This is a genomic window from Rhizobium tumorigenes, assembly GCF_003240565.2.
GTDB classification, from domain to species: Bacteria; Pseudomonadota; Alphaproteobacteria; order Rhizobiales; family Rhizobiaceae; genus Rhizobium; species Rhizobium tumorigenes.
Genome location: NZ_CP117256.1, coordinates 793,329 through 811,942, shown reverse-complemented (window position 1 = coordinate 811,942; position 18,614 = coordinate 793,329). Strand labels below are relative to the sequence as shown.

12 protein-coding genes and 1 pseudogene are annotated in these 18,614 nt (G+C 52.2%); 11 read left to right on the top strand and 2 right to left on the bottom strand.

The features are described 5' to 3' along the window. Nucleotides 1–32 precede the first annotated feature (32 nt). From PR017_RS21515 to PR017_RS21470, 10 genes and pseudogenes are all read left to right on the top strand, one after another. On the top strand, nt 33–2,297 hold the full coding sequence (locus PR017_RS21515) for a polysaccharide biosynthesis tyrosine autokinase (protein ID WP_111221276.1): 2,265 nt from the start codon (nt 33–35) through the stop codon (nt 2,295–2,297). Then, the gene (locus PR017_RS21510) at nt 2,251–3,012 is read left to right on the top strand and encodes a hypothetical protein (protein WP_279619541.1); all 762 of its coding nucleotides are present in this window, start codon (nt 2,251–2,253) and stop codon (nt 3,010–3,012) included. Before PR017_RS21515 ends, PR017_RS21510 begins: the two co-directional genes overlap by 47 nt. A 589-nt stretch (nt 3,013–3,601) precedes the next feature. Continuing rightward, nucleotides 3,602–4,870: an MATE family efflux transporter gene (locus PR017_RS21505; protein ID WP_133255619.1), complete on the top strand. Its 1,269-nt coding sequence runs from the start codon at nt 3,602–3,604 to the stop codon at nt 4,868–4,870. 211 nt (nt 4,871–5,081) lie between these two features. After that, a complete protein-coding gene (locus PR017_RS21500) occupies nt 5,082–5,765 on the top strand; it encodes a glycosyltransferase family 2 protein (RefSeq protein ID WP_133255618.1) in 684 nt (227 codons plus the stop codon). Next, nucleotides 5,762–7,228, top strand: coding sequence for an MOP flippase family protein (locus PR017_RS21495; RefSeq protein WP_111221272.1), 1,467 nt, complete (start codon nt 5,762–5,764; stop codon nt 7,226–7,228). The genes PR017_RS21500 and PR017_RS21495 overlap by 4 nt, the downstream gene beginning before the upstream one ends. 53 nt (nt 7,229–7,281) lie before the next feature. Further along, on the top strand, nt 7,282–8,202 hold the full coding sequence (locus tag PR017_RS21490; protein WP_111221271.1) for a glycosyltransferase family 2 protein: 921 nt from the start codon (nt 7,282–7,284) through the stop codon (nt 8,200–8,202). Between the two features lie 62 nt (nt 8,203–8,264). Continuing rightward, a complete protein-coding gene (locus PR017_RS21485; RefSeq protein WP_240539051.1) occupies nt 8,265–9,125 on the top strand; it encodes a glycosyltransferase family 2 protein in 861 nt (286 codons plus the stop codon). 136 nt (nt 9,126–9,261) lie between these two features. Further along, nucleotides 9,262–10,155, top strand: a complete 894-nt coding sequence (locus tag PR017_RS21480) for a beta-1,6-N-acetylglucosaminyltransferase (RefSeq protein ID WP_111221269.1) — start codon at nt 9,262–9,264, stop codon at nt 10,153–10,155. 279 nt (nt 10,156–10,434) lie between these two features. Beyond that, nucleotides 10,435–11,766 (top strand): O-antigen ligase family protein, encoded by a 1,332-nt coding sequence (locus PR017_RS21475; RefSeq protein WP_133255617.1) that lies wholly within the window; start codon nt 10,435–10,437, stop codon nt 11,764–11,766. A 178-nt stretch (nt 11,767–11,944) separates the two neighbouring features. Next, a pseudogene (locus tag PR017_RS21470) lies at nt 11,945–12,233 on the top strand (IS630 family transposase); the annotation flags it as partial. 57 nt (nt 12,234–12,290) lie between these two features. Here the strand turns inward: PR017_RS21470 and PR017_RS21465 are convergent. Together PR017_RS21465 and PR017_RS21460 are read right to left on the bottom strand one after the other, a co-directional pair. Continuing rightward, nucleotides 12,291–13,454, bottom strand: coding sequence for an endo-1,4-beta-xylanase (locus PR017_RS21465; protein WP_133255616.1), 1,164 nt, complete (start codon nt 13,452–13,454; stop codon nt 12,291–12,293). A gap of 69 nt (nt 13,455–13,523) precedes the next feature. Further along, complete coding sequence (locus PR017_RS21460; protein WP_111221266.1) at nt 13,524–15,494, bottom strand: acyltransferase family protein; 1,971 nt, start codon at nt 15,492–15,494, stop codon at nt 13,524–13,526. Between the two features lie 824 nt (nt 15,495–16,318). On the opposite strand from PR017_RS21460, the gene PR017_RS21455 reads away from it, so the two are divergent. After that, nucleotides 16,319–18,586, top strand: a complete 2,268-nt coding sequence (locus PR017_RS21455) for a polysaccharide biosynthesis tyrosine autokinase (RefSeq protein WP_111221265.1) — start codon at nt 16,319–16,321, stop codon at nt 18,584–18,586. Nucleotides 18,587–18,614: the final 28 nt, after the last annotated feature.

The window sequence follows — 18,614 nt, the reverse complement described above, 5'->3', positions numbered from 1 at the left end:
TAGTCTGCTCTATTTGAAGAAAGAAAAACACAATGCTGTCTCCAGAAAGACTTTCTACATTACAGCATGACTGGTTCGAACAACGGCCGCCAAATGATGCCATCGACATCGAAAAATTGCTGGCGATTGTCCGACGGCAATGGACAGTTGTCGCCCTTGCTACGATTATCGCAGTCATTATGGGCGTGTCCTATGCTCTGACGGCCGTTCCCCTTTACACAGCCACGTCCAGTTTGCTGATTGACCGTGGCAATGACGGCTTAGTCAATCGCTTGACCCAGAACGATAGCTTGACTGGCGGGGATGATGAGGTCTCTATTCTGAGCCAAGTGGAAGTCCTTAAATCGGATACGATCGGCCTTGCTGTCGTTGACAAGCTGAATCTGGGGCAAGATTCGCTCTTCATGGCCTCTTCTGGCTCGTTTTTTAGCAAACTCAATCCGATGAAATGGTTTGTCACGAGCGATATCGATACGGATCTGACCGAGAAAAGCAGGCGTGATGCGCTTACCCTTCTGCAGGACGACATGGATATCACGCGTGTCGGACGCACGTACATTCTAAACATTAGTTTTACGTCGCCCTCGGGCGACTTGTCTGCTCGCATCGCCAATGCGATCCCGGATGCCTATATAGTGGACAAGCTCGATTCCAAATATGATTCGACCCGTCGCGCAAGCGATTGGCTGTTGGCTCGCATCGACGAATTGAAGCAAAAGGCATTGGACAGTGACCATGCTGTCCAGAAATTCCGCTCGGAGAATGGGCTGCTCTCTGCCGGGGGAACCTTGATCAGCGATCAACAGCTTTCTGAGCTCAACAGTGCACTGATCGTTGCCCAGTCCGACACTGCGAAAACCAAAGCCAGATATGAGCGTATTCAGCAGATCGTCCAAAACGGTCAGTCGGACGCTGTCGTTGCGGATGTGCTGGATAGCGCGGTTTCAAACGAGCTGCGCCAAAAGTATCTGACGGCCTCGAAACTCGAGGCTGATATCTCGAACCGCCTCGGAAAGGGCCACATTCGTGCAGTGCAGCTCCGGGCTGAAATGAAAGAATACGAACGATTGATGTTTGAAGAGCTCTCCCGATATCAGGAGAGCTACAAAAGCGAGTATGATGTCGCTCAAGCGCGAGAAAACTCTCTGACCGACAGCGTCGCAAAAGCCAGAGGTGAAAGCGCACTTGCGGGTGAAACTGGTGTGCAGCTTCGTGAGCTGGAGCGTGCTGCCGACTCCTTCAAAAACCTGTACCAAACATTCCTGCAACGATACCAGGAAGCCGTTCAGCAGCAGTCTTTTCCGATAACTGAGGCTCGGGTGATCACCCGCCCAGTCAAGCCGGATAAGCCGAAATATCCACGCAAGGTGCTGGTCGTTGCGTTTTTTGGTGTCGTCGGAGTTGCGCTCGGGTCGGGGGTCGCCGGATTGAGGGAGATGCGCGACCGGTTTTTCAGGACAGGAGAACAGGTCAGAGACGAGCTTCAGCTCGAATTTCTTGGACTTGCACCACTCGTAAAGGTCGGTAAAGCCACCAAATCGACCGCCAGTGGCGATGGGGATACCCGCAGTATACGCCGCACGAACACCATGTCGAATTATGTGGTTGACCACCCCATGTCAGCGTTTGCCGAAACGCTTCGTGGAGCCAAGATGGCGGTTGACCTTTCCAGAAAAGGCCTTGGCGCCAAGGTCATCGGTATCGTTTCAACTCTTCCGAGTGAAGGAAAGTCAACAATTTCGATGAACTTCGCCGAATTGCTGGCCATGCAAGGTGCCCGGACGCTGTTGATCGATTGCGATCTCCGCAATCCAGGCTCGACACACTCCCTCGCTCAGCATGCGCAAGTCGGACTTGTTGAAGCTTTAACCGAGAGACTGGCGTTGGCGGATCTACTGCTGCTGAGCGATAAAACGCGCCTCGCATTTCTGCCCGCGGTCGTCAAACACAACATCCCTCATTCGTCTCAGCTATTATCCTCATCGGAGATGACCGATCTGTTGGACAGCGTTAGAACGAGTTTTGACTACGTCATTCTCGACCTACCTCCGCTTGCACCGGTTGTCGATGCGCGCGCTATCGCGGCACAGGTCGATTCATTCCTGTTCGTGGTGGAGTGGGGCAAGACCACACGGAAGGTTGTACGTTCGACACTTCGCGCTAACATTGAAATTATCGAGAAATGCGCCGGTATCATTCTGAACAAGGTCGACAATGACAAGATGAAGTTGTATCGAGCCTACGGTTCAAGTGAGTATTATCACTCCCGATATACAAGCTACTATCGTGAAGATTAAGAACTTGCCGCGACGGCTTAATCCCACGGGCCTATTGTATATAGGCCTGTCAATCTTCCTGATGGTCTCGGCATTTCGCCAACTGCAGGCGACGCTTACATTTGCAGATCTTTTCTATCTGAACGCAACGCTGACTGCCGGTGATTCTGCAAACAAGGCAGTAATTGATCGCTACGCCTCTCAAGCCGAAGCAATTGTTAGCAGCAACGAGTGCCGGTCGGATATTCTCGATGGAGGCCTCGCATTTATCCTCAGGGATCTGGATCTCCAGGATTCTGTCGCTCATTACGAAGACTGGGCAACGGCGATGGAGCGCGCGGACCGTTATATCCTACATGCGCTGTCCTGCAGTCCCGGCGATGGCGATCTTTGGGCGCGCCTTGCCATGGTACGGCAGGCATCCAGCGAAAACTCCGACCAACTGTCGGCGATCTTGAGTCAGTCCTCCCTTCTCGCCCCATCGGAAATGTATGTCTTGCGGGCGCGTTTCTTCGTGTGGAGACGGGCGTCAGCCCAGACGCTGGCGCTTTCGAGTGAGACTGTCGAGCGGGACATCAGGACCCTGTTAAGCCAAGCCTATTGGAAGGATATCAGCGAGATATTGGCCAATCCGGGTGCGAATTTAAAGGCGTATGTGCTCGCTGCCGCAAAGCTTGTTCCGCCCAATCGCATAGCTATGTTGAAGCTTCATGGCGTCGATCTGGCAGCACTCTAGCGCTACAGCCGGGACTTGCGACTTCATTGTAAACTTGAGGTATGGTCAGGGGGTTCCTTCGGTCGCGCCGCGCGTCCTGCGTTTTCGAGCGCCGCCCGTCAGGATGCTTGCGCTCGACGTATCACCGTTGTTCTGAATCTAAGCCCAGTTTCGTCCTTGGGCGCGAATGAGGAGTGTACCGTTCGGATGAGTGGGGACCCTCGGTCGTCCGGAGCGGTGGCTCAAGGATTTAAAGCATTGGGGGGTGCATGGGAGGCCAGACGGCCCAGTCATCCTGTCGCTTCTCGCTCTCAGATGGTCGCAGTCGGTAATTTACGTCATTGGGTGGCCTCATGAACCTGCACTGAAATGTCACCTTTGCTTGGAAATCCTGCCGGTTCATCTGGTCTCCCGCCCTGATCATCTGGTTGAGAGGACTGTCTGTTTTTCGGCTTGATTGGTCGCGCTATACAGGAACGACACTGTTCATAGCCTCGCCGCGCACCGGCGCCCACAATAAAAGGTTAAATATGCGTAAAGGCAGACGTGCTTCATTGCGTTGCAGCATGAAATTGAACTATGAACAGTTGACATCAACTTGGCAGCCCTCATGAGAAATACTTTTTTGTTGATTGGCAACTACGGGCTCGCCACGTTTGCAACGGCGGCTGTATCTGCAAGTCATCTTCTTTTGCAACTTGCCGTGCTGCATAGCTTAGGATCGGCAGAGTTCGGGCTGGTAGCGTTCATGTTGACATTGATGCAGTTTGGTTCAGGTCTCTGCAATTCTTTGGTCGCAGCGCCCTACACCGTTCTTGTCAGCTCTAGTTCGGAGCATGGGCCTGCAACTGACTTTTTTTTCACCGTCAATGGCGTCCTTGCTTTCGTGAACGGTGCACTTGCGGCCACAATGTCCCTGTGGATAGGAAATTCGAGCTTTCTGACTGCGTTCTGTTTCGGACTGTCGAGTGCGCTTTTTACGATCCGTTGGTTCGGGCGAACAGATGCATATGCTACGCAAAATGCGGTCAAGGCTGCTGCATCCGATATTGCGTATTCCGTCGTGCTACTGCTTGCTCTCGGGATTGCATGGCTGCTCGGCATGTCGCTGCTGCATGCGTCAATAGTTTTCGTGGTGGCAGGCATCGCAGGTATGATTCCGCTTGGTGTTTCTTTTGTGGGCAAGCATGCAAACAATCAGTGGCGTTCGACGGTTGCATTCTACAAGCCCATTTGGCGCGATCAGACACGCTGGGCGGTTGCAGGCCTGGTGACAACTGAGGCAACGTCGAACGCTCATTCTTACCTAGTCACGCTGATTGCCGGGCCGGCCGCATTCGCGCCGGTCGCTGCCGCTATGCTTTTCCTGCGACCGATCGGTGTCTGTACGGCTTCGCTGACTCAGATCGAGAGACCTGCCATGGCGCGTGCATTTGCCGCCAACAATCGCAAGCTGGCATTTGCATGCGCCAAGCGGTTTACGGCTGTTCTCTTTCTTGTATGGGTGCTGACGATTGCAGCGACATTGGCCATTTTACACTTCTTCCCGGGAATAGCCTTTAAGCCGGGGCTTGAGGTGAAGCTGGTGGTGGTGGCTTTTGTCATATGGGCGGTCATTTGCTTGGTGACATCTGCGCAAACCCCCTTGAACGTCTTGCTGCAGGCGGAGGGGCGCTTTCGTGCACTGGCCCAGGCAAGCATCAAGGCATGCCTTGTCACAGTCGTGGGCGTCGTGGTCTTGTTGCTGACGATCGGACCCGTCTACGCGACGCTGGGCGTTCTTCTAGGCCAGATCGTTATGACCTATGGAATTATAGCTAGCGTCCGAGTGAAACATCAACCCCAAGAATTAACGGCGATGGAGACAATTGGCGCGTGAGATTTACCGGAAAATTCTTCTTCTACCTGACGGGCGGGAAAGGACGTTATAAGTGCTAAGTAGACTGAAACTTATTGCAAAACCTGCCTTCATGCATGCGCTAGAGGCTTGGACGCAACTGCGTTGGCGTCGCAGGATTGTTGCTCCGCGCCATGGCTTGCCGCATCGGATAGTAGTTTCCCTGACATCCTATCCGAAGAGATACGATGTATTGGAACTAACTCTGAAGACAATTTTGACGCAAGATCAGTCGCCCGATGCGGTGGTGTTGTGGATCGCGCATAGCGATTTAGAAGCGCTACCGGCTTCAATCACGATCCTGGCGCAGGACGGTCTTACCATCCGCGCAACAGACGACCTGCGATCATACAAGAAAATTATTCCGGCTCTTGGTGAGTATGGTGACGCGGTCATCGTGACCGCCGATGATGATGTATATTATCCGCCGTCGTGGCTGCGAAGGCTGACGGAGGAATATCGCCAAGGCGTGGCAGAAGTGCTTTGCCACAGAGCTCATCTAATGCGTAGAAGCAACGACGGGTTTCATCCCTACGACCGATGGCAATTCAATATCAAGACGGCTAGCGACGGACGGGACGTGTTTTTCACTGGCGTTGGCGGCGTGCTTTATCCCCCTGGGATCCTCCATCCGGAAGCTCAGGATATTGAGAAAATACTCGAACTATGTCCGACGACTGACGATGTCTGGTTGAACTGGATGGTTCGTCTAAATGGTGCAAAGGTTCGCAAGGTCAGCGGCTGGATCCGATTTTACGAGTGGAGCGGATCCCAAGCCGTTGCTTTGCAGAACGGCAATCGAGGTGACAATGGTGGCAATGATGCTCAGATTGCCAATCTCGTGCGTAGCTACGGCCTGCCGGAGAAAAGACGATGAGCGTTAAGAAGGAAGCATTTTCTGCGGTCCGCTGGACCACCTTCGCCACGGTTGGTCGCGTTATTTTGCAGACGATTCAGTTGGTTGTCCTTGCCCGGCTGATTTCGCCCCAGGATTTCGGGATGATGGCCATGATCCTAAGTGTCACGGCCTTCATCCAGCTTTTCGGCGATCTTGGCGTCAGTACGACTATTATCTATTCGCGGGAAATATCCAAGGAAGTACTCTCTACGTTGTATTGGTTGAACCTGTTTATGGGAGCCTTGCTTTCAGGTCTGGTCTGGGTAGCAAGCCCCTGGGTCGCAAGCTTCTACGGAACGCCGGGCTTGGAGATCCCGCTGTCACTTGCGGGGAGTTCCTTCTTCCTACTCGCCATCGGTCAGCAGGCAAAAGTCTTAGCCGAAAAGCGACTCGCATTCCGGCCAATTGCTGTGGTTGAGTTAGCATCTGCAACCATTAGTACAGTGCTGGCGATCTTGGTCGCTTATCTCGGGGGTGGGGTTTACTCTCTTGTAGTCGCCGTTACTGCCCTCGCGGCCGGAAATAGCCTTCTCTATTGGCTTTTCGTGCGCGACGGCTGGCTGCCCAGTCTGGATTTCAGATTTCGAGAAGCATTGCCGAATGTGAAATCTGGACTTTATTTGCTAGGTGCGAGTTTGGCTAATACGGCCACTCTCCAGGCAGACGTCATGATTGTCGGAAGAATGCTAGGCAGCGCTACGCTAGGTTTCTACACAGTTCCACGTGAGCTTTCCTTAAAGGTGATGCTGGCAACAAATCCTATCGTGACCCGCGTTGGCACGCCGTTGATCGCTAAAGCGCAAGGCGACAAAGCGCTTTTGTGCAAGATCTATCTGGCGACCATCAGGATGACATCCGCAATAAACTTTCCGATTTACGCCGCAATAGCGGCCTTTCGCAACGAAACAGTTCATATTGTGCTCGGACCCAACTGGGCCCAGTCGGCGGATCTTCTGGGCCTTATGGCAATATGGGGTATGTTCCGAGCGCTCGGCAACCCGGTAGGAAGCCTACTCTACGGAACGGGTCATTCAAGACTAGCCCTCTACCAGGCGCTCGCAGTGACTGCGGTCATCATACCTACAATATATGTAGGCGGTTTGTGGGGGGCAGCTGGTGTGGTGATAGCACTCACAGGCTTCTACATACTGTTCGTCTTTGCCGTCTGGCTGTTCGTTGTCAGAAGAATTACTGGAGCCGGCCTTCTTGAATACACGCTGCAGTGGGTGGTGCCGTTAATAGTGACTGTTTTGTCCCTCGGCGTCGCATTGCTAGCCTCCTACGGCCTGCCGACAGATATCACCAGGCTTGCCGTTGGACTGCCTGTCGGTGGCACAGCATATCTAGCGTTTAGCTGGTTGCTAAACCGGCAGTGGTGCGAGGCGATGCTCGGCATGGCGGGAATTACCGGCAGACTCAAGTTAGCGCCCGCAAAATCATGAGGGTTAGGAGTTGATGATGCGACATGGGACGGGTTTTAGGATAGGCGAGCAAAATGGATAGACTTCCTTTCTTCTCAGTGGTCATTCCGCTCTACAATCGCGCGGACTGCATCACGGAGACAGTGCAATCTGTGCTCGATCAAAGCTTCGGGGACTTTGAAATTGTTGTAGTGGACGACGGATCAATCGACGCGCCCCAGACGGCTATCGACGCTATCGGTGACCCACGCATTCGCTTTTTCAGTCAGGTCAACGCCGGGGGAAGCGCAGCGCGCAACAAGGGTATCGATTTGGCGAAAGGGCGTTACATTGCCTTCCTGGATTCTGATGACAGGTTCTTGCCCAACCATCTAGAGACGATGCATGACGTCTTATCTCGCAATCCGCAATCAGATCTCTCGATATATTCGCCAGTAATCGTCGATAGGGGCGACGGCAAGACGTTCGTCAAGCCCCCGCGCGCTATTGGGGTCAACGAGGATATGGCCGATTATGTCATGCGGGATCGTGGCTTCATCCAGACGAGTGGCCTCGTGGTACCGAAAGAAATCGCAGCCAAGGTGCGCTACCGAACGGGCCTGCCATTCGGCCAAGACACAGATTTTGCCGTGCGACTTTTTAGGGCCGGCAGCCGATTCCAGATGACAGAGACGCCGACCGTCGTTTGGAACGATGCAGTAGACCCGAAAAGGGTGTCGGCGGCGCGGAAAGGCCATAGGGTCATAGGCTGGTTAGAGGAGATGAAGCCACTTGTATCGAGAAAGGCTTACCTAGGCTACCGAGGATGGCATGTAGCCAAGGGCCTCGCGCCGCAGCAGCCATTGCTAGCGATGAGATATTATCTCAGTGCCCTATTTTCAGGATGTTACGGACCTAAATTAGCATTTGTCGTCCTATTGCAGATTGCGTTACCAGGCGAATACTATAGACGGTTCTCAGACCTCGTTATAGGCTTAGCAAGGCGAAACGTTTGAGTACTAATCTAATACCCACATTCTCCGTTGTAATCCCCGTCTACAACAGGGCTCATCTAATCATGAGAGCCTTGAACTCTGTGTTTACGCAAACATGGAGGGATCTCGAGATTATTGTAGTAGACGATGGATCGACTGACGACATTGAAGCGGTTATCGATCTTGTCGCCGACGAGAGGGTTAATTTTATACGCCAGCACAATGCTGGCGCAAGCGTTGCCAGAAACACAGGTATCGACGCTGCGCGCGGACGCTTTGTTGCCTTTCTCGACTCCGACGATGCGTTCTTGCCGCGGCACCTCGAATTGCTGCTTGGCCTGCTCGGGACCCGCCAAGATCTTGCCGTCTATTCACCGATTATCGTTGACAGAGGCAACGGGAACACCTTTGTGAAGCCGCCTCGTGGCATCGCTGAAGGCGAAGACATGGCGTTGTACCTGATCTGCAACCGCGGTTTCGTGCAGACCAGCAGTTTGGCCCTGCCGACGGATATAGCGCGTACAGTCCGCTATAGGCCAGATGCACGCTTTGGTGACGACACGGACTTCGCCATCCGCCTGCAGCTCGCCGGCTGCCAGTTTGTCATGCATGAAGAGCCGAGCGTAATTTGGTACGATGGCTGGCGCACCGACCGGCTTTCTATCGGCCGCGCGTCTGTTGGCGACCTGCCATGGCTCGTTGCTCTCAAGCCATACATCGCCAAGAAGGCATATCATGGCTATCGCGGTTGGCATTTTGCAAAAAGCATTGCACCCGATAGGCCGTTGCTGGCGTTGGGCTTATATTTGAGAGCTGTCGTGAACGGGGCTTTTTCGCCCGGTCTGGCAGCATTGGTGTTTCTACAGATATTTGCGAGTGACAGGACCTACAGATGGCTAGCTGATTGGCGAATTTCGAAAACCAAGTTGAAAGGCAGCAGGTGAATATATACCGAACATCTAATGGTATAAGTTGGTCCCAAAGTCTTCGATCAAATCGAGGAGGCAACTTGTTGAAGCTATTGATACAGCTGAGCTATGATGCGATTGATAACAACTCCTATGGGAATTCAGGGAAATAATGCAAAACTGGGCAATATTGATCACGGCGCATGATGATCCCGAGCACCTGAGAATGTTTATCGATATAATGTCCGATGACCATGTCTGGTTTTATATTCATGTCGACATGAAGTCCGATCTCGACCGGTTTTCCATTCTGCAAAAGATGCCTCGCGTTTGCCTGATCGAAAGCAGGGTGAACGTTCATTGGGGTGGTTGGAGCCAGGTCCAAGCAACTCTGAATTTAATCGAAGCGGCACGAAAGAGTCCGTTCGAGTTCAAATATTTCACGTTTGCCAGCGGGAACCATTTTCCCATTCAGAAACCGGAAAAGATATGGAGTCACTATATCGCATCTGGAAATGAATATATCAATTTGGTTTCCGTTCCGAACATTGCTCTGCAGAAAAATATGAGCCGGTTTAAAACGTTTAACGTAGACGGCGCCTATAGACCCAAAGGTTTCGCCGCTCGTGTAAAATCGCCTATTTATCGTTTGATCGCCCGACTCCCGATCCGCAATATCAAAAAGTATTTGAAAGGTTGGACGCTCTACGCAGGCAGTAATTGGTGGACCCTCTCCGACGATGCAATTTCATGCGTTGAAGACACTATCAAAACTAGGCCGGAACTGATTGAATTTTTCAAGTACGTAAAATGCCCTGATGAAAGCTTTTTTCAAACTATATTAGGGAATTCGGGATTTCTCGGTTCCTGCGCAAGAGCCGACGTATACACTGACTGGTCAGATCCCAGAGAGGCGCCCGCGTTGATTCGCATGAACCATCTTCCAGTCATTTTGGCCGAGGGTTTCACAATCGAAGATGGCTACGGCACGGGCCCGGCCCACTTCGCACGCAAATTCTCGACGAAAAATATCGAAGTCGTCCGTTCCCTACAAGCTGTTTTGTGAAGATGATCTATGTCGGTGTTGAAAGGCCTTAGGGCCTGACCTAACCGAATGTTGAGCGTGCGTTGCTAACCATGTCCAATTGTATGCTGAGTCATTGGAAAATTTAAGAAGACTACGCGAATGTTAGAAACACGAGACGAGGGAGCAACAAACGTGCTAGATGTGACAACCGCACTTTCCTTTGCTACATCTTTAAGAGACCTAGGCTGATATAGGCAATTCTGGTTGTCAGGACAAAAGACATTACAACCTAAGGGGAAGTGGGAATTGAATCGCACCTTGACAAGTCCTATTCAGACAACGTCTTTCGAAAAACTACTTTTTGTTTTGTCTGTGCTTTTTTTCTCGTACGTCATGCTGGGCGGCATGCCGTTTGAATCGCGTGGAGATACCTCAGTTGCGACAGTGGCAGATTTTCAAGAGGGAAACGCGTTTCGCCAGTTTTTCTACTTGACCTTTTTCGCACTAACTACTGTGCTGGCCATCCGCTCCCGAGGGCTGGACTATTTTAAACTATACTCACCAATGTTTGTTGTTTTGTTTGCGTACTCCGCGCTGAGTATATCCTGGGCCGTACGGCCAGACATAGGAGGGCGAAAATTAGTACTCGCCATAATATTCATAATAATTGTTGTTAACTGGTTCGCCCTGTTGGGATCCAGAGCGGTGCTTAAGAACCTTACATTCACCTTAGGATTGCTGATCATACTTTCAGTGATTGCTGTATTTGTCGTCCCGGCTTGGGCAAAACACCCACCCGGCGAAACGGACCCCGCACTTGTCGGTATGTGGCGAGGGCTCTTTACTCACAAAAATCACGCGGCGGCAGCGTGTGCAATTGCGCTAATCCTCTTTGGCTATAGGTGGGCACTCCGTAAACAGTGGATTGATCTCATCGTGTTTTTACTCAGTGTAGTCTTTTTGCTGGGATCCGGTGGGAAAACCGCCTTAGGGTTTTCATTCCCTTCACTCATCGCGGCGTTGGTATTTCGAAACTACGCAAAGAAAGAGGCCGTTTCTACAGTTGTTATAGCAATTGTGGTGATGCTATTCCTTATAGTGCCTATATTTGGAATGCTGTTCGCCGACAAGATAATCCAAATATTCAGCGACCCCATGGCATTTACCGGCCGGATTCAGATCTGGACTTTGACGCTAGAGTACATCAATGACCATCCTTGGTTCGGCTCGGGTTACGGCTCATTCTGGCAACTCGGAGATAGTTCTCTCCTCGACACCTACTCCGCAGAACCCTGGTTAGCTGGTACATTCCATGCTCACAACGGATATATCGAGCTTGCTCTAATGTTGGGTATTCCGGGGGCAATTCTGGCATTGATCCCAACTGTAGCCATACCTCTTGTACAGGTGTTCAGGAAGGCACGATACAACGCTAATCTCTGCGGGTTGATGTTTGGTTGGTTGCTTTTTTCCGTGCTCTTTAATCTTCTTGAAGCTCAAATCTTCACAAAGGACTGGGAGGTGTGGTTAATCCAGGTGGTGCTTTGCATTAATCTCAGAGTGATACCGCGGGTCTACGTCCCAAATTTGGGATCACTCGTCCCTCGAAAAATAGGCCAAGAATTCAACAGGCCCATTGCGGCAGAATAGGGAATGTGCGAGCCATACTGGCACGGTTCTTGGAGAAATGCTGAGGGAACGAGCCGGGAGATAGGGGCTTCGCGGGTGACCCGCAAAGTGCTGAGTTAGAGCGGATCCTTACTGATTGAATCTTTGGGGCTTCGCAATCGCTCCGGGTCTGGTTCAAACTATCTGCCGATGGAGGTCGGTGGATACGTCAAAATCCCTTCCAGTCGATCTTCGCGTTCGTGTTATTGCCGCGGTTTCTGCTGGTCCAACGCATCGAAAGGCCGCTGAACGTTTTCTGTGGTTGCCGCAAGAGTCAGCCGCTGGCGAAATTTGCAACTGCCGGAGGGTGATGTGCGGCTGGGCCGGTCGGCGGCGATCGCAATTCACGCAAAACCGAGGCGCATTTGGGAGAGGTCATGGCCTCGCTCGCCGAGTACCAAGAAGCAATATTGTTCGAACCCCGCGACGCGTTGGCGGACAATGGCCTGCAATTCCAATTTCGGGTCCCATGTCTCTATAAATTTTGCTGTTTGTCATTTCAAATTTCAAATAGGTGATCGCGGTTCCGCTTCTTCGAACGAAGAGGCGATCGATTGCCACATCGGTTTTCTCTTCATGTCAGCATCTAGCGGGAGCACCCTCGAGATCTGCCCATCTGTACGCCTATATTTTTCATAAACCGAGTGCCACGAATATCTGTCCGACAGGCCCCAGGTGAGTGCGCCGATTGTCGCATTTTTCGAAAGCGCAACATCGAGAAACGGCTTGGTTGCGTGAGCAACAAATGCATCTCGTTGAGAAACGTCGCTGGGACCAGCCTTATCGGACACGTCCATCTCTGTTATCATGATCTTTAACCCGAGAGCCGACACATCGTCTAAAAAATTCGAGAAGACCCTTTCATCGAAGCGGTCGGCATAAGGCCAGAGGTGTCCCTGGATTCCGAGACATTCAATAGGAACATTTTTGGTCTTCATTCGCTCTAGTAGCGAGAGGACCGCTGTGCGTCGGTTTGAATGCCAGATTGGTGCGGCCTCAACGCCGTAGTCATTGAGGACGAGGAGCGCATGAGGATCAGCAGCTTTCGCAGCATGGAATGACAAGGCTATATAATCCTCCCCGAAGTTTTGATACCATATGCTATTCTTGCGGAGGCCGTTTTTCTCCCCGTCTCTCGGTTCGATGGCCTCATTGACGACGTCCCAAGAGTGGAAGCGACCAGCGTAGCGGCCAATAACATTGGAGATATAGTCTACTAAAAGTGCTTCTCTCTTAGGGAGTGATGAAGCGGTCTCCAGTCCAGCAGCTAACCATGTCGGGTTTTCACTGTGCCAAACCAGTGGATGTCCTCTGACATCCTGGTTGTTAGTTTCAGCGAATGCCACGATTTCATCGATAGCTTCAAATGTGTAAGCGCCTGGAACAGTTTCTATATACTTCCGTTTCATTTCGAATTCTGGAACAAGTATTCCGGCCTCTGCGGCCGTAGCGGCTGCAAGACTTTTATCTTTGGCGAGATTGATACTTGAGACCGCACAGCCATATAGGAGATTTTTTTTGGCTGCCAATGTTCGCAGACCGTCTCTTGGCGCTGCTAGCGGCTTGTCAGAAGCTAGTAGCCTGTTCGAAACAAGGGAAGCACCGGCAGCGGCTAGGAATGTTCTTCGTTTCAATTTTTTTCCTACCACAGTTTTCTTTGTGTTGGACATAAACACTGACTTTGGGGCTGATGCAAGAATGGTCACCGTTTCATAAAATGTGATCCCAAATGTAGTCAGCTAGAAAGACGTTGGTTTGAAGAAATCAGGGCTACTCGAAATTGCCTGTTGCGCCACCACTTTTGACCCCTCGGCAGTGAGATGCCCGTAATCCCACTGCAATGGTACACCGTTTTGCTCGGTGGTGCAGACCGCACCGTTCGTCGGGCAGAGAAGACCGTACGTAGAGATATAAGATCCTCCCGCCGCGTTGACTGCTGCTGCCATACCCTCATCCGTAGCAACTTGTTCAAAGTTGCGAGCTGAAACCAACAGACTTTCATCCCTGCCACCGGCGACTTGCGCAAGGAGGCGGGGAAGCGGTTTGACGTACTCTACGATGGGCCCGAATACGACAATCCGTCCCGCTTTGGAGCGGAGCGCTTCGATTGTTTTGACAAGGTCTGGAATATCGCTCGCTATCCAGCGCGCAGACAGAACTAAAGTTTCGGGATGGTGGGTTTTCAGGAAATCATTGAACACCATTTGCATCAAATCCGTACAGCCGCGCTCACCCTTTAAGACGATTACCGGCTTGCAGCCGCTTGATGTCGCCTGCATGACATTTTCCTGCGGTAGTACCGCATGCAGTCCGCTCCAGAGATCTGCAGCATGGCTATCACCAACCAGCAAGAGATTCGGCTTGTCGATGGAGGGTTTCAGGCAGGTGTCGCGATCGTAGTCTGACAAGCTGTTCAAATGGCCGAGCAGGAAGCAAACACCGCGGCGGTAGGTTGGAGTATCGTCATAGTCGATGTAGCTCGCCAGCCGGTCGGCTTCGCTACCCCGGGTTATTGTCAGGATATTGCTATAAAGAAGCACGGATCCCGCGCAAAGTATCATGTAAGCGGTGCCAGCCCATGCAAAGAGCGCGGTACGGTTTCCCGCGATTTTTCGCTCGCGAAATGGCTGCTCTATGTATCTCCATGACAAATAGGCAGTGACGATGCTCGCGGCAACGAGCCCTAGTGCTTCCGGCGCCGATAGGGCCGTTCCGCGCGCGAGTTGATAGTAGATGAAGATCGGCCAATGCCAGAGATAGAGAGAATAGGAGATCTTACCGACCCAGACGACAGGTCCAGCAGAAAGGAGGCTTTTGACGATCGAAGGGCCCTGTCCGCCGACGCCAATAAGGACCGCGGCGGTAAGGCAGGGGATGACCGCATAATAGCCAGGAAACGCGAGCCCAGAGTGAAATTTCAAGCTGCAGGCAAGCAATAAGACAACCGCTGCTAGCATGCCGAGTTCACGGAAGATGCGGGGCATGAGCGGTAACCCGCGATACGCCAACAGCGAGCCGACCAGTAGTTCCCAAGCGCGCGTCAGCGGAAAATAATAGGCCACGTCACGGTTGGCAGTCGTCAATAGGATGCCGCCGATAAGGCTGGCAAGCGCTAGGCCGGCGATCACCCAAAACGCTTTTCTCGGGCGCGATGTACCGACCACAGCCAGTACGAGCGGAAAGGCCAGATAAAATTGCTCCTCGACGCCCAGCGACCAAGTGTGGATGAGCGGCTGGGAATTGACGTCGGCGCCGAAATAGCCGGCAGAATTGAGTAGATATATATTGGAGAACGAACTCAGCGCGGTAATCGCCGTCAACGCCGTCGTTCGTATTTCAACAGGAAACAGGACAACCGGAGCGACTGCAAGCGTAACCGCAATAACGGCAATTAATGCCGGAAAAATCCGGCGAACGCGACGCTCATAAAAACGTACGATCGAAAAAGTGTTTTGTTCGAGATCACTCCGCAGCAAGCTGGTGATCAAGAAGCCAGAGATGACAAAAAAAACGTCTACGCCGATGAAGCCTCCTCTGAGGCCCGTGATACCGGTATGATAGATCAGCACTATGCTGACTGCGAGTGCTCGCAAGCCATCGATGTCCGGTCTATAAATGCCTTTCGTTGATGCTAACGAAACGGCTGTCTTGTCATGCTGCGTTCTCAGCTCGTTCGTCTTGGTGACGGCGAGGGCTAACTTATCGGACATTCACTCAAGCCTTGCTGGTGTTGGCGACCTCGATGCGGCAGTTTATCGACGGAACTTAAGCCATCGGCGTCGAAGCGGATAAAAAATTGAACTCGATCGGACGTCGCAAAATGGAGGCATATTTTACATTATGCTTCAAACCATTGGCGCCTCTTGGTCGTTGTTTTTGCAAGTATTGGGCCAAAGTCAACCCTCTATCGCAGCGCCTGACAGAAACCATTCGCGTCTAGGCGAATGTGCTTAGAGTATATGCAGCCGAACAGCTTGTTGCTATCCGATGTCTGCGCTCGAACGTGGAATGACGAATAGCTCGCAGTTGCGAGAAACGACAGGCTCGCAGATCCACTTTGCGTCGGAAGATATGCACGCTTTGCATTTGCTGAGTAAAAAAACATCGAATCGGGAATCATTAATGTCTTCGTTGCTTTGAATTTAATCAATGACGCGAATTTCTCGGTGAATCTCGCTGTTTCATGAACATCTGGACATCTTATGCACAAAATCGTACATCAAAATCTCACAGCGCGTATGTTGTTGCATTGCCACATAGCCCCATCGAAATGGATCATTCACCTTAATGCGGTGTTGCCAACATGGCATTTGGAATATTGATCGGGTAAAGCCTAATCAGAAGTGCTTTTTATCAAGTGTCCGTGGGAGGCTGCGTCGTTACCTTTCGAAGCTCCGTTGGGCATACTGACACATGAACGACGGTGGTCCTGCGAACGCGGCTAAGGGCATGATCAATGGCGCCGGTGGCGTCACCGCGTCGACCGAATGCGTTGAACTATAGTCAATATCAACCTACGAACCGTGAGTGCCATATGCTGTCACCAGATAAACTCTCCTCTCGCAGCGACAGCATGTGGGATGCCAGCACCTCGGTCGAATCCTTGGATTTTAATCGACTGCTCGCTATCGTGCGCCGCCAGTGGCGCATCGTTGCCATTTGCGCGTTGGTGTTCATGGTGCTTGGCGTGGTGATAGCGCTGACTGCAACGCCAAAGTATACCGCTGAAACCGATGTTTTAATCGAGCACAGCAACAGCGGGATCGTCAACCAAATCTCGGATTCCGGCGCGCCCGTATCGTCGGATGACGAATCCACTGTGCTGAGCCAGCTCGAGATTATCAAGTCGAAAACAATCGCGCTTGACGTGATCCGCAAATTGGATCTGACCCACAACGCTGTTTTCATGCAATCTGAGAGTTCGATACTCGGTACGGCTCGCTCTATGTTGAATATCAAGGCTTTGCTCGGTGGCGCTCCTCCCAAGCAGGAAAATCCTGAAACGATAGCGCGGGCCGTGCTGTTCGATAACATGGCGGTGGAGCGGAGTGGCCGTTCCTATGTCATGAATATCAGCTACACGTCTCCAGACCCAGATCTCGCAGCTCAAATCGCAGACGCTTTTGCCGATGTTTACGTCGTAGACAAGCTCGATTCCCGCTACGAGGCGACGCGCCGTGCCAGCGAGTGGCTGCAAGAGCGTATCGACGAACTGAAGCAAAAGGCATCAGATTCGGATCTCGAGGTCCAGAAGTATCGGTCATTGCATAATCTGATGCCCGCAAAGGATGGCAGCCTGATTAGCGATCAACAGCTGTCTGAGTTAAACAGCGCATTGATTGTCGCTCAATCCGACAGAGCTCAGGCTCAAGCAAAATACGATCGGGTGAAGTCGATCATTGATGCTAAACGAACGGATGCGATCGTCACGGATGTGCTCGGTAGCTCGGTGTCGAACGATTTGCGCCAAAAATACTTGGCTGCATCCAAGACCGAGGCCGACATTTCCAGCCGACTGGGCGCCAACCATGTCCAGGCGGTCCGGTTGCGCTCCGAAATGGCCGAATATCAGCGGCAGATGTTTGAAGAGCTCGGCCGTATCGCCGAGAGCTACAACAGCGAGTTGCAGGTTGCCAAGGCCAAGGAAGACGCGTTGCGAACGAATGTCGCCCAGGCGAGCGGCGTGAGTGCCGTGGCCGGCGAAACGCAAGTCAAGTTGCGTGAACTCGAGCGCACGGCCGACAGTTACAGAAACCTTCTGCAGACATCTCTTGCCAGCTTTCAGGAAGCGTCACAGCAGCAGTCGTTTCCCATTACTGAGGCTCGCATCATCACCAATGCGACACCACCGGACAAGCCCAGCAAGCCGAAAAAGCCACTCGTCGTTGCTATCGCTACCTTCCTAGGTATCGCGCTTGGTGGTGGCATCGGAGCATTTCGTGAGTTCCGGGATCGGTTTTTTCGGACTGGCGAACAGGTCAGAAACACCCTGGAACTTGAATATCTCGGATCGGTGTTGCTCGACGACAAGGCCAAGCCTCTCAAAGACGTGTCGCCAGTTGGCATTTTGAAAACCATTAGGCCCATCAACAGCCTGATGCGATATGTGGTCGACCATCCACACTCCGCATTTGCGGAGACGATGCGCAGTGCAAAAATATCGGCCGATCTTCAAGGTACAGAAGGGCGCAGCAAGGTCATCGGTATCATCTCAACCTTGCCGGGTGAGGGAAAATCGACGATCGCCGTCAATTTTGCGGAGCTTCTCGCAATGCAAGGTGCCAGAACACTTTTGATTGACGCCGACCTTCGCAATCCGGGAGCGACGCGCAGCCTCGGACAGCATGCGAAAGACGGCCTTCTTGAAGTGCTGATCGGACAGGTTCCGATGAGTGAGGCCATACTGACCGATACGACCACCAGCCTGACCTTCCTTCCCGCCGTATCGAAGCGCCGCGTTCCGCATTCACCGGAACTTCTGGTGTCTCCGGCGATGACGCGACTTCTTGACGAAGCAAAGGAGCATTTCGACTATATCGTCATCGACTTGCCGCCAATCGGCCCTGTTGTCGATGCGCGTGCGATGAGCCCGTTGTTGGACGCCGTATTGATGGTCGTCGAGTGGGGCAGGACATCGCGTCAAGTTGTCCGAAACAAGCTCATGAACGAGGCGCGCCTCTATGACAAATGCGCCGGTGTCATCCTCAATAAGGTTGACGCGAAGAAGATGGATCTTTACCGCGAATTTGGGTCGGAAGAATACTATCACACTCGTTATGCCGATTATTACCACCAGGGTTGAGAGGGCCGACACTTCGGCTTTCCCACCT

Excerpts from the sequence above, each read along its gene's own strand:
- PR017_RS21485 (WP_240539051.1), top strand. The coding sequence starts at position 8,265 with ATGAGAGCCTTGAACTCTGTGTTTACGCAAACATGGAGGGATCTCGAG.
- PR017_RS21465 (WP_133255616.1), bottom strand. The coding sequence starts at position 13,454 with ATGTCCAACACAAAGAAAACTGTGGTAGGAAAAAAATTGAAACGAAGA.
- PR017_RS21480 (WP_111221269.1), top strand. The coding sequence starts at position 9,262 with ATGCAAAACTGGGCAATATTGATCACGGCGCATGATGATCCCGAGCAC.
- PR017_RS21460 (WP_111221266.1), bottom strand. The coding sequence starts at position 15,494 with ATGTCCGATAAGTTAGCCCTCGCCGTCACCAAGACGAACGAGCTGAGA.
- PR017_RS21455 (WP_111221265.1), top strand. The coding sequence starts at position 16,319 with ATGCTGTCACCAGATAAACTCTCCTCTCGCAGCGACAGCATGTGGGAT.
- PR017_RS21505 (WP_133255619.1), top strand. The coding sequence starts at position 3,602 with ATGAGAAATACTTTTTTGTTGATTGGCAACTACGGGCTCGCCACGTTT.
- PR017_RS21515 (WP_111221276.1), top strand. The coding sequence starts at position 33 with ATGCTGTCTCCAGAAAGACTTTCTACATTACAGCATGACTGGTTCGAA.
- PR017_RS21490 (WP_111221271.1), top strand. The coding sequence starts at position 7,282 with ATGGATAGACTTCCTTTCTTCTCAGTGGTCATTCCGCTCTACAATCGC.
- PR017_RS21495 (WP_111221272.1), top strand. The coding sequence starts at position 5,762 with ATGAGCGTTAAGAAGGAAGCATTTTCTGCGGTCCGCTGGACCACCTTC.